General features: G+C 69.7%; 18 protein-coding genes and 5 tRNA genes. 6 read left to right on the plus strand and 17 right to left on the minus strand.

The window, feature by feature from the left end:
• Nucleotides 1-7: 7 nt before the first annotated feature.
• Entirely contained in the window at nt 8-979 is a 972-nt protein-coding gene (locus tag OG538_RS09665) for a thiamine-phosphate kinase (RefSeq protein ID WP_311310021.1), read from the minus strand.
• Nucleotides 980-1,305: 326 nt separating this feature from the next.
• Here OG538_RS09665 and OG538_RS09670 point away from each other — a divergent pair, with 326 nt between their 5' ends.
• Nucleotides 1,306-1,539 carry an Lrp/AsnC family transcriptional regulator gene (locus tag OG538_RS09670; protein WP_064070330.1) on the plus strand — a complete coding sequence of 78 codons (234 nt, stop codon included), beginning with the start codon at nt 1,306-1,308 and terminating at the stop codon, nt 1,537-1,539.
• A 20-nt stretch (nt 1,540-1,559) separates the two neighbouring features.
• The gene (locus OG538_RS09675) at nt 1,560-2,045 is read left to right on the plus strand and encodes a DUF3515 domain-containing protein (RefSeq protein ID WP_406092089.1); all 486 of its coding nucleotides are present in this window, start codon (nt 1,560-1,562) and stop codon (nt 2,043-2,045) included.
• A gap of 84 nt (nt 2,046-2,129) precedes the next feature.
• On the opposite strand, the gene OG538_RS09680 is transcribed toward OG538_RS09675, so the two are convergent.
• The 3 genes from OG538_RS09680 to OG538_RS09690 form a co-directional block, all read right to left on the minus strand.
• Nucleotides 2,130-3,287, minus strand: coding sequence for a D-alanine--D-alanine ligase family protein (locus tag OG538_RS09680; RefSeq protein WP_406092091.1), 1,158 nt, complete (start codon nt 3,285-3,287; stop codon nt 2,130-2,132).
• A 69-nt stretch (nt 3,288-3,356) separates the two neighbouring features.
• Nucleotides 3,357-4,367 (minus strand): NAD(P)H-dependent glycerol-3-phosphate dehydrogenase, encoded by a 1,011-nt coding sequence (locus OG538_RS09685; RefSeq protein ID WP_406092093.1) that lies wholly within the window; start codon nt 4,365-4,367, stop codon nt 3,357-3,359.
• Nucleotides 4,364-5,116, minus strand: a complete 753-nt coding sequence (locus tag OG538_RS09690) for a lysophospholipid acyltransferase family protein (RefSeq protein ID WP_406092095.1) — start codon at nt 5,114-5,116, stop codon at nt 4,364-4,366. The genes OG538_RS09685 and OG538_RS09690 overlap by 4 nt, the downstream gene beginning before the upstream one ends.
• Nucleotides 5,117-5,276: 160 nt before the next feature.
• Here OG538_RS09690 and cofC point away from each other — a divergent pair, with 160 nt between their 5' ends.
• Nucleotides 5,277-5,960, plus strand: a complete 684-nt coding sequence (cofC, locus tag OG538_RS09695; protein ID WP_406092097.1) for a 2-phospho-L-lactate guanylyltransferase — start codon at nt 5,277-5,279, stop codon at nt 5,958-5,960.
• Between the two features lie 10 nt (nt 5,961-5,970).
• Nucleotides 5,971-6,174, plus strand: a complete 204-nt coding sequence (locus OG538_RS09700; RefSeq protein WP_207315838.1) for a hypothetical protein — start codon at nt 5,971-5,973, stop codon at nt 6,172-6,174.
• Between the two features lie 93 nt (nt 6,175-6,267).
• Here OG538_RS09700 and OG538_RS09705 read toward each other — a convergent pair whose 3' ends face one another.
• The 4 genes from OG538_RS09705 to leuC form a co-directional block, all read right to left on the minus strand.
• On the minus strand, nt 6,268-6,945 hold the full coding sequence (locus OG538_RS09705; protein WP_406092100.1) for an HU family DNA-binding protein: 678 nt from the start codon (nt 6,943-6,945) through the stop codon (nt 6,268-6,270).
• A 143-nt stretch (nt 6,946-7,088) separates the two neighbouring features.
• On the minus strand, nt 7,089-7,316 hold the full coding sequence (locus OG538_RS09710) for a hypothetical protein (RefSeq protein ID WP_136330716.1): 228 nt from the start codon (nt 7,314-7,316) through the stop codon (nt 7,089-7,091).
• Between the two features lie 104 nt (nt 7,317-7,420).
• Nucleotides 7,421-8,014 (minus strand): 3-isopropylmalate dehydratase small subunit, encoded by a 594-nt coding sequence (leuD, locus tag OG538_RS09715; protein WP_406092102.1) that lies wholly within the window; start codon nt 8,012-8,014, stop codon nt 7,421-7,423.
• 5 nt (nt 8,015-8,019) lie between these two features.
• Nucleotides 8,020-9,444 (minus strand): 3-isopropylmalate dehydratase large subunit, encoded by a 1,425-nt coding sequence (leuC, locus tag OG538_RS09720; protein ID WP_406092104.1) that lies wholly within the window; start codon nt 9,442-9,444, stop codon nt 8,020-8,022.
• Between the two features lie 174 nt (nt 9,445-9,618).
• Between leuC and ndgR the strand changes: the two genes are divergently transcribed.
• A complete protein-coding gene (ndgR, locus tag OG538_RS09725) occupies nt 9,619-10,335 on the plus strand; it encodes an IclR family transcriptional regulator NdgR (protein WP_003966003.1) in 717 nt (238 codons plus the stop codon).
• 78 nt (nt 10,336-10,413) lie between these two features.
• Here ndgR and OG538_RS09730 read toward each other — a convergent pair whose 3' ends face one another.
• On the minus strand, nt 10,414-10,911 hold the full coding sequence (locus OG538_RS09730; RefSeq protein ID WP_406092106.1) for a DUF4188 domain-containing protein: 498 nt from the start codon (nt 10,909-10,911) through the stop codon (nt 10,414-10,416).
• 88 nt (nt 10,912-10,999) lie between these two features.
• Here OG538_RS09730 and OG538_RS09735 point away from each other — a divergent pair, with 88 nt between their 5' ends.
• Nucleotides 11,000-11,641: a MerR family transcriptional regulator gene (locus OG538_RS09735; RefSeq protein WP_406092108.1), complete on the plus strand. Its 642-nt coding sequence runs from the start codon at nt 11,000-11,002 to the stop codon at nt 11,639-11,641.
• A gap of 100 nt (nt 11,642-11,741) precedes the next feature.
• On the opposite strand, the gene OG538_RS09740 is transcribed toward OG538_RS09735, so the two are convergent.
• From OG538_RS09740 to OG538_RS09775, 8 genes are all read right to left on the minus strand, one after another.
• A tRNA-Glu gene (locus OG538_RS09740) sits at nt 11,742-11,814 on the minus strand.
• Nucleotides 11,815-11,842: 28 nt separating this feature from the next.
• Nucleotides 11,843-11,914, minus strand: a tRNA-Gln gene (locus OG538_RS09745).
• Nucleotides 11,915-11,926: 12 nt separating this feature from the next.
• A tRNA-Glu gene (locus tag OG538_RS09750) sits at nt 11,927-11,999 on the minus strand.
• Between the two features lie 60 nt (nt 12,000-12,059).
• Nucleotides 12,060-12,132, minus strand: a tRNA-Glu gene (locus OG538_RS09755).
• A 34-nt stretch (nt 12,133-12,166) separates the two neighbouring features.
• Nucleotides 12,167-12,238 (minus strand) — tRNA-Gln (locus OG538_RS09760).
• 86 nt (nt 12,239-12,324) lie between these two features.
• Nucleotides 12,325-13,044, minus strand: a complete 720-nt coding sequence (locus OG538_RS09765) for an HAD family hydrolase (protein ID WP_406092110.1) — start codon at nt 13,042-13,044, stop codon at nt 12,325-12,327.
• A gap of 112 nt (nt 13,045-13,156) precedes the next feature.
• Nucleotides 13,157-14,629, minus strand: coding sequence for a glutamate--tRNA ligase (gene gltX / locus OG538_RS09770; RefSeq protein WP_406092112.1), 1,473 nt, complete (start codon nt 14,627-14,629; stop codon nt 13,157-13,159).
• Nucleotides 14,622-15,398, minus strand: coding sequence for a fumarylacetoacetate hydrolase family protein (locus OG538_RS09775; protein WP_359077511.1), 777 nt, complete (start codon nt 15,396-15,398; stop codon nt 14,622-14,624). Before OG538_RS09775 ends, gltX begins: the two co-directional genes overlap by 8 nt.
• Between the last annotated feature and the right edge of the window lie 34 nt (nt 15,399-15,432).

Consider the following 15,432-nt stretch of genomic DNA (forward strand, 5'->3'; position numbering starts at 1 on the left):
CCGCAATCTACTGGGCGTCCTCGATGTCGCCGAAGTGGTCCCATCCGCTCTTGCTGGTCCAGGGCGCCCCGTCGACCGTCACCTGGGGCAGCGCCGAGGGGTTCAGGACCTCACCGATCACCTTCCAGCGGGCCGGCAGTTTCACGTCGGGCGGGAACGTCGCGACGATCGCGTGGTCCTCGCCGCCGGTGAGCACCCACTGGAGCGGGTCCACGCCCACGGCCTGCCCGATGTCGGACATCTGGGAGGGGATGTCGATGAGCCCGGAACGCAGGTCGATGCGGACCTTGCTGGCCTCGGCGATGTGACCGAGGTCGGCGACGAGCCCGTCGCTGACGTCGGTCATCGCCGTGGCGCCGAGCCCGGCCGCCGCGGGGCCCGCGTGGTACGGCGGTTCGGGGCGGCGGTGGGCCTCCACGAAGGCACGGGGCGAGCGGAAGCCGCGCGAGAGCACGGCGTACCCGGCGGCGGACCAGCCGAGCCAGCCCGTGACGGCGACGACGTCGCCGGGCTGGGCGCCCGCCCTGGTGACGGGCTCGTGGTTGCGCAGATCGCCGAGCGCGGTGATCGCGACGGTGATGGTGTCGCCGCGCACCACATCGCCGCCGACCACGGCCGCCCCCGCGACCTGGCACTCGTCGCGGATGCCGTCCATCAGCTCCCCGGCCCAGGTGACCGGGAGTTCGGCGGGGACGACGAGGCCGAGGAGCAGCGCGGTGGGCACGGCGCCCATCGCCGCGATGTCGGCGAGGTTCTGCGCGGCGGCCTTGCGGCCGACGTCGTACGCCGTCGACCAGTCACGCCGGAAGTGCCTTCCCTCCAGCAGGATGTCCGTGCTGGCCACGACCCTGCGGTCGGGGGCGGTGACGACCGCGGCGTCGTCGCCGGGCCCCAGCCGTACCGCCGGAGTGGTGGTGAGCCGGGACGTCAGCTCCCTGATGAGCCCGAACTCCCCCAACTCGCCCACGGTTCCCTTCACCGAGTGTCACCTCTCATCTATGGGGCCGGACGGGCGTCCGGCCTGCTTCAGCGGCCGGACGCCCGAACCGGCCGTGGAGCGTGTCCGCCGGCGGGGGCGGTCCGTCCTGCTGGTCACGGGCATGCCTGTCCCCCGTCCGCCCCGCTGAGCTTGCGGTCGCGGGCCGTCACTGCTGTCGGTACTGTCAAGAGATACGTCAACTTGTGTGTTCTGTACGCCACGCTGTGGGCGTCATCCGGCCCGCAGGTCTCCCCGCAGTCCGCGGCAACGCGATACCGTGGCGTCCCTTTCCCCCACATGATCCTCGTGGCCGCCCTGGAGGTTCCGTGGTACAGGCGTACATCCTTATCCAGACCGAGGTGGGCAAGGCGTCGACCGTCGCCGAGACCATCGCCAAGATTCCGGGAGTGATCCAGGCAGAGGACGTCACCGGCCCCTACGACGTGATCGTGCGGGCTCAGGCCGATACGGTCGATGAACTCGGACGCATGGTGGTCGCCAAGGTCCAGCAGGTGGACGGCATCACCCGAACCCTGACCTGTCCGGTCGTTCACCTGTAGCCCCCGTCTACGCTGGGCCGGTGACATCTTCCTGCCGCCGGCTCCCCCACGTGCTCCTCGGTCCGTCCGCCGCCCTGGTCCTCATGGCTGCGGCGGGCTGCACTTCCACGGGCCCGTCGGCATCGGTCACGGTGCCCGCCCCGTCCTCGGAAGCCGCAGCCTACTGCCGTGCGCTGCACAAGGAGCTGCCGAGTTCCGTCGCCGGTCTGGAGCGCAGTGATCCCGCGCCCCGTTCGGATCTGACCGCCGGGTGGGGGGACGGGGCGATCGTACTGCGCTGCGGTGTCCCGCGCCCCGCGAAGATGGACGACGCCCAGGCGAAGGCCGCCGAGGCCGACGGCGTCAACTGGATGCTGGAGCAACGGGAGGACGACGGGCCGCGGTTCACGACCACCCTGCGCAAGGCCTACGTCGAGGTCACGCTCTCGGCGGCGTACGCACATGACGCGACCCCGCTGGCTGCCTTCGCGTCGGCGGTCAAGAAGACGGTCCCCAGCAGCCTGTAAGGGCTGTCCCGCAATTCCTGGCGGGACAGCCCTCAGGGAGTGCGCCCCGGTCACAGCGCACTCCACGTGCCGGGCCGAAGCCTCTCAGCGCAGGCCGGTCGGCCGGTCCAGCGCCGCCTGGATGAGCCGGTCCACCAGCTGCGGGTAGCTGACGCCGCTCTCCTGCCACATGCGCGGGTACATCGAGATCGGGGTGAAGCCCGGCAGGGTGTTGATCTCGTTGATGACGAAGCCGCCGTCCTCGGTGAGGAAGAAGTCGGCCCGCACCAGCCCCTCGCAGGAGGCGGCCTCGAAGGCCTCGACCGCGAGCCGCTGGACCTCGGCGGTCTCCTCGTCGGTGAGCGGGGCGGGCACGATCCCGGACGCCGCGTCGATGTACTTGGCCTCGAAGTCGTAGAAGTCGTGCGAGGTGACCGGCGGGATCTCGGCGGGGACGCTGGCGCGCGGGCCGTCCTCGAACTCCAGCACCCCGCACTCGATCTCGCGGCCCCGCAGCAGCGACTCCACCAGGAACTTGGGGTCGTGGCGGCGGGCCTCCTCGATCGCATCGTCCAGGCCTGAGGGGCCCTCGACCTTCGTGATGCCGATGGACGAACCGGCCCGGGCGGGCTTGATGAAGAGCGGCCATCCGTGCTCGTCGGCGAACTCCGTGATGCGCTTGCGGGCGCCCTGGGGGTCGTTGTCCCACTCACGGGGGCGCACGACCACGTACGGGCCGACGGGGAGCCCGAAGGAGGTGAAGACGCGCTTCATGTACTCCTTGTCCTGGCCGACCGCCGACGCGAGGACACCGGCGCCGACATAGGGCACGCCCGAGAGCTCCAGCAGGCCCTGGAGCGTGCCGTCCTCACCGTAGGGGCCGTGCAGGACGGGGAAGACGACGTCGACCTCGCCGAGCGCCTTGGGGACCGATCCGGGCTCGCTGTAGACCACTTCGCGGCTGCCGGGGTCGACGGAGAGAACCACGCCGCCCTCGCCGGACTCGGCCAGTTGTGCCACGTCGGGCATCTTCCGGTCCGTGATGGCCATGCGGTCGGGCTCGTCGGCGGTGAGCGCCCAGCGGCCGTCCGTCGTGATGCCGATCGGCAGGACGTCGTACTTCGTCCGGTCGATCGCGTTCAGGACCGCACCGGCCGTGACCACCGAAATGCCGTGTTCGGAGCTGCGGCCGCCGAACACGACGGCCACACGCGGCTTGCGGAGCTGCTGCTCCGTGCTCTGGGGGAGGTTCTCGCTGCTCATATCGCGTTGAGCGTACCTGCTGGTACGGGTCGCGTCAGCGCGGCCGGGGCCGCTCGGGGCCGAACGGGGTCAGTGCCGTTCGGCCTTGGCGCTGCGCGACATCAGTTCCTTGAGCGCGACCATCGGGGGCTTGCCCTCGTGGACGATGCCGACCACCGTCTCGGTGAGGGGCATCTCGACGCCGTGGCTCCGGGCCAGGTCAAGCACCGATTCGCACGACTTGACGCCCTCGGCGGTCTGCTTGGTGACCGCGATGGTCTCCTGGAGCGTCATGCCGCGGCCGAGGTTGGTGCCGAAGGTGTGGTTGCGCGAGAGCGGCGACGAGCAGGTCGCCACCAGGTCGCCGAGCCCCGCCAGTCCGGAGAAGGTCAGCGGGTCGGCGCCCATGGCCACCCCCAGCCGGATGGTCTCGGCGAGACCGCGCGTGATGAGCGAGCCCTTGGTGTTGTCGCCGAGCCCCATGCCGTCGGCGATGCCGACGGCGAGCCCGATGACGTTCTTGACGGCGCCCCCGAGTTCGCAGCCGACGACGTCGGTGCTGGTGTACGGGCGGAAGTACGGGGTGTGGCAGGCGGCCTGGAGGCGGCGTGCGACGGACTCGTCCCGGCAGGCGACGACCGCTGCCGCGGGGCGGCGTTCGGCGATCTCCTTGGCGAGGTTGGGTCCGGTGACGACGGCGATACGGTCGGCGGAGACCTTCGTGACGTCCTCGATGACCTCGCTCATCCGCTTCGCGGTGCCGAGTTCGACGCCCTTCATCAGCGAGACCAGGACCGTCTGCGGCTCCAGGTGCGGTGCCCAGTCGGCGAGGTTGGCGCGCAGCGTCTGGGACGGCACGACGAGCACGGCGAAGTCGGCGCCGCGCAGCGCCTCGGCGGCGTCCGTGGTGGCCCGGACCGATGCGGGGAGTTCGATGCCCGGCAGGTAGTCGGGGTTGGTACGGGTCGTGTTGACGGCCTCGGCGACCTCGGCCCGACGCCCCCAGAGGGTGACCTCGCAGCCGGCGTCCGCGAGGACCATGGCGAAGGCCGTACCCCACGAGCCGGTTCCGAAGACGGCTGCCTTGACGGGGTGGGTCACTTGGGTGCCTCTCCTTCGGCCTTGCGCCGTTGTTCCGCACGGGCCTTGCGGTGGTCGTAGAGCTCGGCGGGGGCCTGCTGGCCACGTACGTCCGCCAACTGCTGGGTGACCGCGAACATGATGGCCTCGGTCGCCTGGCGCAGCACGTCGGGCGTGGGCTCCCGGTCGTAGAACCGGGACAGGTCGACGGGCGGACCTGCCTGGACCTGCAGGGTCTTGCGGGGGAAGAGCCGCAGCTTCTTCTCCGTGGCGTAGGGCGGCATCGCCAGGTTGGCGCCCCACTGAGCGACGGGGATGACGGGTGCGCGGGTCATCAACGCGACGCGGGCAGCACCGGTCTTGCCGGCCATCGGCCACATCTCGGGGTCCCGGGTGAGGGTGCCCTCGGGGTAGAAGGCGACGCACTCGCCGCGCTCGATGGCGTCGACGGCGGCCCGGAAGGCGTCCAGCGCGTTCGTGGTCTCGCGGTACACGGGGATCTGGCCGGTGCCGCGCAGCATCATTCCGACGAAGGGGGTCTTGAAGAGGCCCGCCTTGGCGAGGAGCCGCGGCACCCGTCCGGTGTTGTACTGGAAATGCCCGTACGAAAGCGGGTCCAGGTACGAGTTGTGATTGACCGCGGTGATGAATCCGCCATCGGCCGGAATGTGTTCCATTCCCCGCCAGTCGCGCTTGAACAGAATCACCAGCGGCGGTTTCGCGATGACCGCTGCCAGGCGGTACCAGAAGCCGATTCTGCGGCGGGACACTCGGACACCTTCCTTTAGGACCTGACTGTGGAGCTGACTACTGGCTGACTACCGACGGTCAAGTCTCGCCCCAGGCCCCTGCTCTGTCGAGAACACCGTACGCCTCGCCTTCGGGACCGACCCTCCGGGTTGTCGCACCGGCAGGCGAGAATAGGCGGCCATGCGCACCGAGGGGGAGACCGCCACGAACACCGACCCGACCGGCCCCTGGTCACTGGTCGTCCCGTTGAAGCCGCTGGCCCTGGCCAAGAGCAGGCTGACACCTGCTTCCGGCGCCCTGCTGCGGCCGCGGCTCGCTCTGGCCTTCGCCCGGGACACGGTGTCCGCGGCACTGGCCTGCCCCGGGGTCGTGGATGTGGTGGTCGTCACGGACGACACGGCGGCCGGGGCCGCACTGGCGGCGCTCGGGGCCCGGATCGTGGCCGACACCCCGGCCGCCGGACTCAACGCCGCCCTCGCGCACGGTGAGCGTGCCGTGCGGTCGCTCCGGCCCCGCGCGGCCCTCGCCGCACTGAACGCCGATCTGCCCGCGTTGCGCCCGGCGGAATTGTCCCGCGTACTCGAATTTTCCGCCGCTTTTCCCCGCGCCTTTGTCACCGACGCCGCAGGAATCGGAACGACTTTTCTCTCCGCTGGGCCGGGAGTGGAATTGCGCCCCGCTTTCGGTGGTCCGTCCAGGGCCCGGCATCTCGCGTCGGGGGCCGCGGAGATCACCCTGTCCGGTATCGATTCGGTGCGCCAGGACGTGGACACGGGCGACGATCTGCGGGCGGCGCTGGGCCTGGGCGTCGGCCCGTACACAGCGGGGCGCTGGGCCGCGGGGGTCCGGGCAGCGGACCGATAGGCTGCCGCCCATGCAGGCGACCTCGTACACGTACGACCCCGAGACCCGCACCGGCAGCGTGCTGCTCGACGACGGCACCCCGGTGGACTTCGACGCCCCGGCCTTCGACGCGGGCGGCCTGCGGCTGCTGCGTCCGGGGCAACGGGTGCGCATCGAGGGCCGGGGCGAAGGAGCCGGGCTGCGGATCACCCTGGTGACGCTGCAGACGTTCTGAACCCGGGCCCGGGCGGCCCGGAACAGCCCGCGGGCCGGGCTCCCCGAGGGGAGCCCGGCCCGGCGCGTGTGAGGAGCCCTGTGGTGCCGGTCCTCACTTCTTGCGTGCAGTGGCCTTCTTGGCCGTGGTCTTGCGCGCGGTGGTCTTCTTCGCGGGCGCCTTCTTCGCCGTGGTCTTCTTGGCGGGCGCGGTCTTGCCGGCGACTGCCTTCTTGGCGGTCGTCGCCGTCTTCTTCGCCGCCGCCGGGGTCGCCTTCTTCGCGGCCGCCGTGGTCTTCTTCGCCGCCGCGGACGTCTTCTTCGCGGTGGTCTTCTTGGCGGTGGCAGCAGTCGTCTTCGCCGCTGCCGCGGTCTTCTTGGCGGTGGCCTTCTTCGCCACGGCCTTCTTGGCGGTCGCCTTCTTCGCGGCGGCCTTGGCCGTCGTACGGGTGGAAGAACCGCCCGAGAGGCTGCCCTTGGGGGCCTTCTTCACGGCCACGTCGTTCTTGGGGAGCTTCTTCGAGCCGCTCACCAGGTCCTTGAAGCCCTGTCCCGCACGGAAGCGGGGCACCGAGGTCTTCTTGACCCGTACGCGCTCACCCGTCTGCGGGTTGCGGGCGTAGCGGGCGGGGCGGTCGACCTTCTCGAACGAGCCGAAGCCGGTGACCGAAACCCGGTCACCTGCGACAACCGCACGAACGATCGCGTCGAGCACCGCATCGACGGCGTCCGCGGCCTGCTGACGGCCGCCGACCTTGTCGGCAATCGCTTCTACGAGCTGCGCCTTGTTCACGTCTTCCCCTTCGGAGACATTGCCCGAACGAAACTGTTCAGGCTTTTTCGCACGTTAGGCAGATATATACCGCAAATCAAACACGAAACGGGCTAATCACCCTAGTGCCGCAACGAAGTCGACCGCTGCGCAGTTCCGCAGAGTCAGTCACCTTCGGGGAATCGGCCCTCATCGAGGTCCTTCATCAACCGGTCCAGACGCCTTGCCGCATCCGGGAGATCGTGCTTTGCCGCGGCCGTGACGACCAACAGCTTCCGGTTCAGCGCCATCCGTACGCCCTCCGGGACTTGCAGTGCACGCACTCGCGAGTGCGCTTCCTTCAATTGGTCGGCGACTTGGCCGTAAAGCTTGAGTTGGCTGTCGCGTTCCATGCACCGATTGTGCCATCTGGGGCGAGTTGTCGCCCGACGGGGGCTCAACAAGCGACTGCGCCCCCTACCAGAAGGCAGGGGGCGCAGTACTGGAAACGCGCTGCTCAGGCGTTAATTGTACGGGGCTTGTGGGCCGGCCTGGCCGCCTCGTAGGCCGCGATGTCCGCTTCGTTCTGAAGGGTGAGGCTGATGTCGTCCAGGCCGTTCAGCAGCCGCCAGCGGGCGTTCTCGTCGAGCTCGAAGTCGGCGGTGATGCCTTCCGCGAGGACCTGTCGCTTCTCCAGGTCGACGGTGATCTCGGCCGTCGGGTCGGCCTCGGTCAGCTCCCACAGGGCGTCCACGACCTGCTGGTCCAGGACCACGGTCAACAGCCCGTTCTTCAGCGAGTTGCCGCGGAAGATGTCGGCGAACCGGGAGGAGATGACGGTCTTGAAGCCGTAGTTCTGGAGCGCCCAGACGGCGTGTTCGCGGGACGAGCCGGTGCCGAAGTCGGGGCCGGCCACCAGGACCGAGGCACCCTTGCGCTCCGGGCGGTTGAGGACGAAGTTCTCGTCCTTGCGCCAGGCCTCGAAGAGCCCGTCCTCGAAGCCGTCCCGGGTGACCTTCTTCAGCCAGTGGGCGGGGATGATCTGGTCGGTGTCGACGTTGCTGCGGCGCAGCGGGACGGCCCGGCCGGTGTGTGCGGTGAAAGCTTCCATGATTCTCAGACTCCGGCGGGCGTGCGGACGTCGGACAGGTCGGCCGGCGAGGCCAGATGGCCCAGCACGGCGGTCGCGGCGGCGACCTGCGGGGAGACCAGGTGCGTACGGCCGCCCTTGCCCTGCCGGCCCTCGAAGTTACGGTTCGAGGTCGAGGCGGAGCGCTCGCCGGGGGCGAGCTGGTCGGGGTTCATGCCGAGGCACATCGAGCAACCCGCGTGCCGCCATTCGGCGCCGGCGGCGGTGAAGACCTTGTCCAGGCCCTCCTCCACGGCCTGCAGGGCGACCCGGACGGAGCCCGGGACGACCAGCATCCGTACGCCGTCGGCGACTTTGCGGCCGTCCAGGATCGCGGCGGCGTTGCGCAGGTCCTCGATCCGGCCGTTGGTGCAGGAACCTACGAAGACGGTGTCGACGTTGATCTCGCGCAGCGGCTGGCCGGCGGTCAACCCCATGTACTCCAGGGCCTTTTCGGCGGCGTTGCGCTCCGAGGCGTCCTCGTACGAAGCAGGGTCGGGGACGTTGGCCGACAGCGGAGCGCCCTGGCCGGGGTTGGTGCCCCATGTGACGAACGGCGCCAGTTCGGCGGCCTCGATGACCACCTCGGCGTCGAAGACCGCGTCGTCGTCCGTGCGCAGCGTCTTCCAGTACGCGACGGCCGCGTCCCAGTCCTCGCCCTGCGGGGCGTGGTCCCGGCCCTGCAGGTAGTCGAAGGTGGTGCGGTCGGGGGCGATCATGCCCGCCCGCGCACCGGCCTCGATCGACATGTTGCAGATGGTCATCCGGGCCTCCATCGAGAGCTTCTCGATGGCGGAACCGCGGTATTCGAGGATGTAGCCCTGGCCGCCGCCGGTGCCGATCCGCGCGATGATCGCGAGGATCAGGTCCTTGGCGGTGACGCTGTCGGGCAGTTCGCCGTCGATGGTGATGGCCATCGTCTTCGGGCGGGCCAGCGGCAGGGTCTGCGTGGCCAGCACGTGCTCGACCTGGCTGGTGCCGATACCGAACGCCAGCGCGCCGAACGCACCGTGCGTGGAGGTGTGGGAATCACCACAGACGACCGTGGTGCCGGGCTGGGTCAGACCCAGCTGCGGGCCGACCACGTGCACGACGCCCTGCTCGACGTCGCCCAGCGGGTGCAGCCGGACGCCGAACTCCGCGCAGTTCTTGCGCAGGGTCTCCAGCTGTGCGCGGGAGACCGGGTCGGCGATCGGCTTGTCGATGTCGAGGGTCGGGGTGTTGTGGTCCTCGGTGGCGATGGTGAGGTCGAGGCGCCGCACCGGGCGTCCGGCCTGCCGCAGACCGTCGAAGGCCTGCGGGCTGGTCACCTCGTGCAGCAGGTGCAGATCGATGTAGAGGAGGTCGGGCTCACCTTCGGCGCGCCGGACGACATGGTCGTCCCAAACCTTCTCCGCGAGTGTCCTACCCATCGCTTTCCCTCCGGCCGGCGTCGTCGCCGGCCCAACTAGAGATTCGGTGCGCCCCCGTCCGGACCCCCGTGCGGGGCGGTGGCTACGGGCCGTTGTGGGGCCGCCCGTACAGGTTCGCAACTTCCCTGGAAAATTGAACTTGCGTTTCACAGAGTGAGACGCGAGTATCGTCGTATGGACAACTCTAGCGGCGTCGGCGTTCTCGACAAGGCAGCTCTGGTATTGAGCGCCCTGGAGTCCGGGCCGGCCACCCTCGCCGGGCTGGTCGCGGCGACCGGGCTCGCACGACCCACGGCTCATCGACTGGCCGTGGCACTGGAACACCACCGCATGGTGGCAAGGGACATGCAGGGCCGGTTCATTCTCGGCCCCCGGCTGTCGGAGCTCGCCGCCGCGGCGGGCGAGGACCGCCTGCTCGCCACGGCGGGACCGGTGCTCACCCACCTCCGCGACATCACGGGCGAGAGCGCTCAGCTCTATCGCCGGCAGGGCGACATGCGCATCTGCGTGGCGGCGGCGGAGCGGCTGTCGGGTCTGCGGGACACCGTGCCGGTCGGCTCCACACTCACCATGAAGGCGGGGTCCTCGGCCCAGATCCTGATGGCCTGGGAGGAGCCGGAGCGCCTGCACCGCGGCCTCCAGGGTGCCCGCTTCACGGCAACGGCGCTCTCCGGCGTACGGCGCCGGGGCTGGGCCCAGTCGATCGGTGAGCGCGAACCGGGCGTGGCCTCGGTCTCCGCGCCGGTGCGCGGGCCCTCGAACCGGGTCGTCGCGGCGGTCTCGGTCTCCGGACCGATCGAGCGGCTGACCCGCCACCCGGGCCGGATGCACGCCCAGGCCGTCATCGACTCGGCCGCCCGGCTGAGCGAGGCGCTGCGCCGCACGGGCTGAGTCCGCGCCCTTCCCCCTCATCAGAGGCCGCCCCAGTGTCGTGGCGGCCCCCTTCCAGCTCAGCTTCGGCTCGATGCCTCACTTCGCCGACGAGCGGTGTGCGAAACGATCCGCCCCACGGCGGCCCCGCTCCTCGACCGGCAGCGACCCGGTCGCCGCGGCCAGTCCGTACGCCGGCATATCCGCGTAGATCGACTCGTAACCGCCCTCGGGCACCACATAGGTCTCGTGCCACAGCCCCACGTGCTGCCGGGACTTCTTCTCCTTGCGGTTGATCATCGCCCACGCCTTGCGGTGCAGCATGTCCGGCGCCACGGCGTACTCGTACAGCTTCTCCTTCGACTCCCAGTACTGGACGACGTAGTACGTCCTCGGCGAGCCGGTCAACAGGTGGTATCCGAGCAGCCCCCTGCTCTTCTCCCGGCTCAACTCCCGCAGCAGGCGCGGCATCGCGAGGAGGACGGGGAGCCAGTGGTGCACTCCCCGGAAGTGGTTGATGCGCATGCCGATCAGCAGGACCACCACATCCCCCTCGGCTGCGGCGGTCATCCGTCCCGGAATCGGTTTCGCGAACATGCGGGCCCCCTGGCTTCGTTGGAGAGTCGAACTATCCAATGGTTGGATCGTGGCACCGCCTCAGGGGTGGCGCAAGGGAGGGGACGAAGTGCGACTCTCGGAATTGAGTGAGCAGAGCGGCGTCAGCACGGCGACGATCAAGTACTACCTGCGCGAGGGCCTGTTGCCGCCGGGGCATCGGGTGAGTGCGACGCAGGCCGAGTACGACGACAGCCATGTGCGCCGGCTTCGGCTGATCCGGGCCCTCCTCCAAGTGGGCCGCCTCCCCGTGGCCACGGCGCGCGAGGTGCTGAACCACGCCGACGACGCGTCCCTGAGCCGGACGATCCGGCTGGGGGCTGCCCTCTGGTCGTTGCCGCACGGCCCCGACCCGGACGAGGAGGCGCCCGAGACGGCGATCGCCACGGCGGAGGTCGAGCGGCTCCTGGATCGCCTGGGATGGTCGACCGCGCAGGAAATCGGCGCCTTGTCCCCCTCCCACCGCTCACTGGTGGCATCCCTGGCCACCCTGATCCGTCTCGGCTACCCATGCAGGGGCGACTATCTGGCGGACCACGCACGCCTCATGCACGAGGCGGCGGTCAGGGACCTGGACATGATGGAGACGTATCCGACACAGTCCGAGCAGGTGGAGATGGCTGTCGCCTCCGCGGTGCTGTACGAACCGCTGATGGCGGCGCTGCGCCGCCTGGCCCAGGAGGAGGAGTCGGCCCGCCGGTACGGACTGTGAGCGCGGCACCGGCTCCGGGAGGCGTCCGGGCCGAACGGCCCCCGTACACAAGCGAAAGGCCCCTCACCGGAGTGAAGGGCCTTCGCCTGCTGCTCTGTTGTACCCCCGACCGGATTTGAACCGGCGCTACTGCCGTGAGAGGGCAGCGTGCTAGGCCGCTACACAACGGGGGCTTGGATACTGCGACTTGCTTGTCTTGCGCTGGGCTACCAGGACTCGAACCTAGAATGACGGTACCAGAAACCGTAGTGTTGCCAATTACACCATAGCCCATGGTGTTACAAGTACCCCCGACCGGATTCGAACCGGCGCTACTGCCGTGAGAGGGCAGCGTGCTAGGCCGCTACACAACGGGGGCCCTAGCGATCCTGCATCGAAAACGTGGGTGCGACCCAGGTGTTCTCGCGGGAAGGATCTGTACCCCCGACCGGATTCGAACCGGCGCTACTGCCGTGAGAGGGCAGCGTGCTAGGCCGCTACACAACGGGGGCTTGTCCTACGACTTACTCTTCTTGCGGTCTTGCGCTGGGCTACCAGGACTCGAACCTAGAATGACGGTACCAGAAACCGTAGTGTTGCCAATTACACCATAGCCCACTGAAACGCAACCCCTGAAAGGTCTTGTCTCTGTCTGCGCTTCCCGTCCGGATCTTTCGTCCCGCTCGGGCGGCGCAGGAAGAACATTACCCGAAGGTGTCCGGCGCTCCAAAACGGGTATGGGCGGCAAGCAGGCCGGGGAGCTGGTCGAGGGCCGTGATCCGGACGAGTTCCGGCCGTCCGCCCCTCCCCTGCCGGTCCAGCCAGATCCCCGTGAGCCCGGCGGCCACCGCGCCGCCGGCGTCGATGTCGGGCTCGTCCCCCACATAGGCGACCTCCGCCGGCGCCAGGGAAAGCGCCTCGCAGGCGGCGAGGAACGCCCCGGGGGCGGGTTTGGAGATGCCCAGTTCCGCCGCGCACAGGACGGACTCGAAGCGGTCGCGCACACCGAGCACGGTCAGCTTGTGGTGCTGCTGTTCCAGGGCGGAGTTCGACAGCACGGCGTGCCGGTACGCCCCCGCCAGGGCGTCCAGTGCGGGCACGGTGTCCGGGAAGAGGGCCCAGGCAGCCTCGTAGTGGGCGATATGGCGCTCGAACCACGCGTCGGCCGCGGTGTCGTCCAGTGGGCGCGCCAGAAAGTCCCTGGCCCGGTCGCGGCGCTGCCCCTGCCAGTCGGTCTCCCCGTCGGCGAACCGCTGCCAGTGATGCCGGGTGAGCCGCTGCCAGGCGTCCCCGGCCTCATCGGCCGTGGCGTACCCCTCGGGAAGCCCCTCGGCCGCGAGGTGCCGGGCCATGCCGGTGGCGGCGGCCGTCGTGTAGTCGAAGAGTGTGTCGTCCACGTCCCAGAGGACAGCTCTGATCGGCATGGAACCGACTCTACGCGTGCTCCTGCGCACCCCGTGGCGCAGACGGACGGGGCCCGGCAGCCGCTGTGCGCGGTAGCCGGGCCCCGTCCGTGTGTGTCGCTGCGTGGCGTCGTTACGCGGCCAGCTTCGCCAGCGCCGCGTCGATCCGGGCGATGGTGCGCTCGCGGCCCAGGATCTCCAGGGACTCGAAGAGCGGCAGGCCGATCGTGCGGCCGGTGACGGCGACGCGGACCGGGGCCTGCGCCTTGCCGAGCTTCAGGCCGTGCTCCTCGCCGGCGGCGAGGACGGCGGCCTTCAGCGCCTCCGCGTTCCACTCGGCGGCGATCAGCTTGGCGCGGGCCGTGACGAGCAGGGCGTCGGAGCCCTCCTTCATCGCCTTGGTCCAGGACGCCTCGTCGGTCGCCGGCTCGTCGAGGAAGAGGAAGTCGACGTTGGCCGTGATCTCGGAGAGGACAGTGACCCGGGTCTGGGCGTGCGGGGCGATCGCCGCGAACACGTCCGCGTCGAAGGCCTCCGGGGCCCAGGGGGCGAACGGGGCCGTCAGCCAGGGTCCACAGGCCTCGGTGAAGGTCTTCACGTCGAGCCGGCGGATGTGCTCGGCGTTGACGTGCTCGCACTTCTTGAGGTCGAAACGGGCCGGGTTGGCGTTGACGTCCTTGATGTCGAACGCGGCGACCATCTCGTCGATGTCGAAGATGTCCCGGTCCTCGGCGATGGACCAGCCGAGCAGCGAGAGGTAGTTGAGCAGCCCCTCGCGCAGGAAGCCGCGCTCGCGGTAGAGGTTGAGCGAGGCCTGCGGGTCACGCTTGGAGAGCTTCTTGTTGCCCTCCCCCATGACGTACGGCAGGTGGCCGAACTCAGGGGTCTGCTTGGCGATGCCCAGCTCGGTGAGCGCCGCGTACAGCGCGATCTGGCGCGGGGTGGAGGAGAGCAGGTCCTCGCCGCGCAGGACGTGGGTGATCTCCATCAGCGCGTCGTCGACCGGGTTGACCAGCGTGTAGAGCGGGGCTCCGTTGGCGCGGACGATGCCGTAGTCCGGCACGTTCTCCGGCTGGACGGTGATGTCGCCGCGGACCAGGTCGGTGAAGGTGAGGGCCTCGTCGGGCATCCGGAAGCGGACGATGGACGCGCGCCCCTCGGCCTCGTACGCGGCCTTCTGCTCCGCGCTGAGGTCGCGGCAGTGGCCGTCGTAGCCGGACGGCTTGCCGGCGGCGCGGGCGGCGTCGCGGCGGGTGTCGAGCTCCTCGGTCGTGCAGTAGCAGTGGTACGCGTGACCGGCGGCGAGGAGCTTCTCGGCGACGTCCTTGTAGATGTCCATGCGCTGCGACTGACGGTACGGGGCGTGCGGACCGCCGATCTCGGGGCCCTCGTCCCAGTCGAGGCCGAGCCAGCGCATCGCCTCGAGGAGCTGCTCGTACGACTCCTCGGAGTCGCGGGCGGCGTCGGTGTCCTCGATGCGGAAGACCAGGGTGCCCTGGTGGTGCCGGGCGAAGGCCCAGTTGAAGAGAGCCGTCCGGACCAGGCCCACGTGGGGGTTGCCGGTCGGGGAGGGACAGAAACGTACGCGGACAGGTGCGTTAACCACGCTTGATCACCTTGTTGGTGAGAGTGCCGATGCCTTCGATGGTGACGGCGACCTCGTCGCCGACGTGGAGGGGTCCGACCCCTGCGGGAGTTCCGGTGAGGATCACATCGCCCGGGAGCAGCGTCATGGCCTCCGTGATGTGGACGACCAGGTCCTCGATGGAGCGGATCATCTCGCTCGTCCGGCCGAGTTGGCGTTGCTCACCGTTGACGGTGGCCTGGATGGCGAGGTCGCTGGGGTCGAGGTCGGTCTCCACCCAGGGGCCGAGCGGGCACGAGGTGTCGAAGCCCTTGGCCCTGGCCCACTGCTTCTCGCGCTTCTGGGCGTCGCGCGCGGTGACGTCGTTGGCGCAGGTGTAGCCGAAGATGACGTCCTTGACCCGCTCCCGCGGCACCTCGCGGCACATGCGGCCGATGACCACGGCCAGCTCGGCCTCGTGGTGCAGCTCGTTGGAGAAGGAGGGGTACTCGATCGCGTCGCCGGAACCGATCACCGAGGTGGTGGGCTTGAAGAAGGCGACGGGGACGTCGGGGACCTCGTTGCCGAGTTCCGCGGCGTGCTCCGCGTAGTTGCGGCCGATGGCCACGACCTTGTTGGGGAGCACGGGCGGCAGCAGCCGGACCTTGCTCAGCGGGACCTTGGTCCCGGAGAGCTCGAAGTCGGCGTACGGGATGCCCTTGATGATGTCGAGGACGAGACCATCGGGCCCGTCGCCCTCGACCGCGCCGAAGGCGACATTGCCGTCGATGGAGAACCTGGCGATGCGCACGGGTTGCTGTCGCCCCTCACTTGCTGGGTGGCTG

Origin of the sequence: Streptomyces sp. NBC_01013 (assembly GCF_045162765.1) — a bacterium.
GTDB lineage: Bacteria > Actinomycetota > Actinomycetes > Streptomycetales > Streptomycetaceae > Streptomyces.

Coding starts and splice junctions, on each gene's coding strand:
- ndgR (WP_003966003.1), top strand. CDS start 9,619: ATGGACAACTCTAGCGGCGTCGGCGTTCTCGACAAGGCAGCTCTGGTA.
- cofC (WP_406092097.1), top strand. CDS start 5,277: ATGCGCACCGAGGGGGAGACCGCCACGAACACCGACCCGACCGGCCCC.
- OG538_RS09765 (WP_406092110.1), bottom strand. CDS start 13,044: ATGCCGATCAGAGCTGTCCTCTGGGACGTGGACGACACACTCTTCGAC.
- OG538_RS09680 (WP_406092091.1), bottom strand. CDS start 3,287: ATGAGCAGCGAGAACCTCCCCCAGAGCACGGAGCAGCAGCTCCGCAAG.
- OG538_RS09730 (WP_406092106.1), bottom strand. CDS start 10,911: ATGTTCGCGAAACCGATTCCGGGACGGATGACCGCCGCAGCCGAGGGG.
- leuD (WP_406092102.1), bottom strand. CDS start 8,014: ATGGAAGCTTTCACCGCACACACCGGCCGGGCCGTCCCGCTGCGCCGC.
- OG538_RS09710 (WP_136330716.1), bottom strand. CDS start 7,316: ATGGAACGCGACAGCCAACTCAAGCTTTACGGCCAAGTCGCCGACCAA.
- leuC (WP_406092104.1), bottom strand. CDS start 9,444: ATGGGTAGGACACTCGCGGAGAAGGTTTGGGACGACCATGTCGTCCGG.
- OG538_RS09700 (WP_207315838.1), top strand. CDS start 5,971: ATGCAGGCGACCTCGTACACGTACGACCCCGAGACCCGCACCGGCAGC.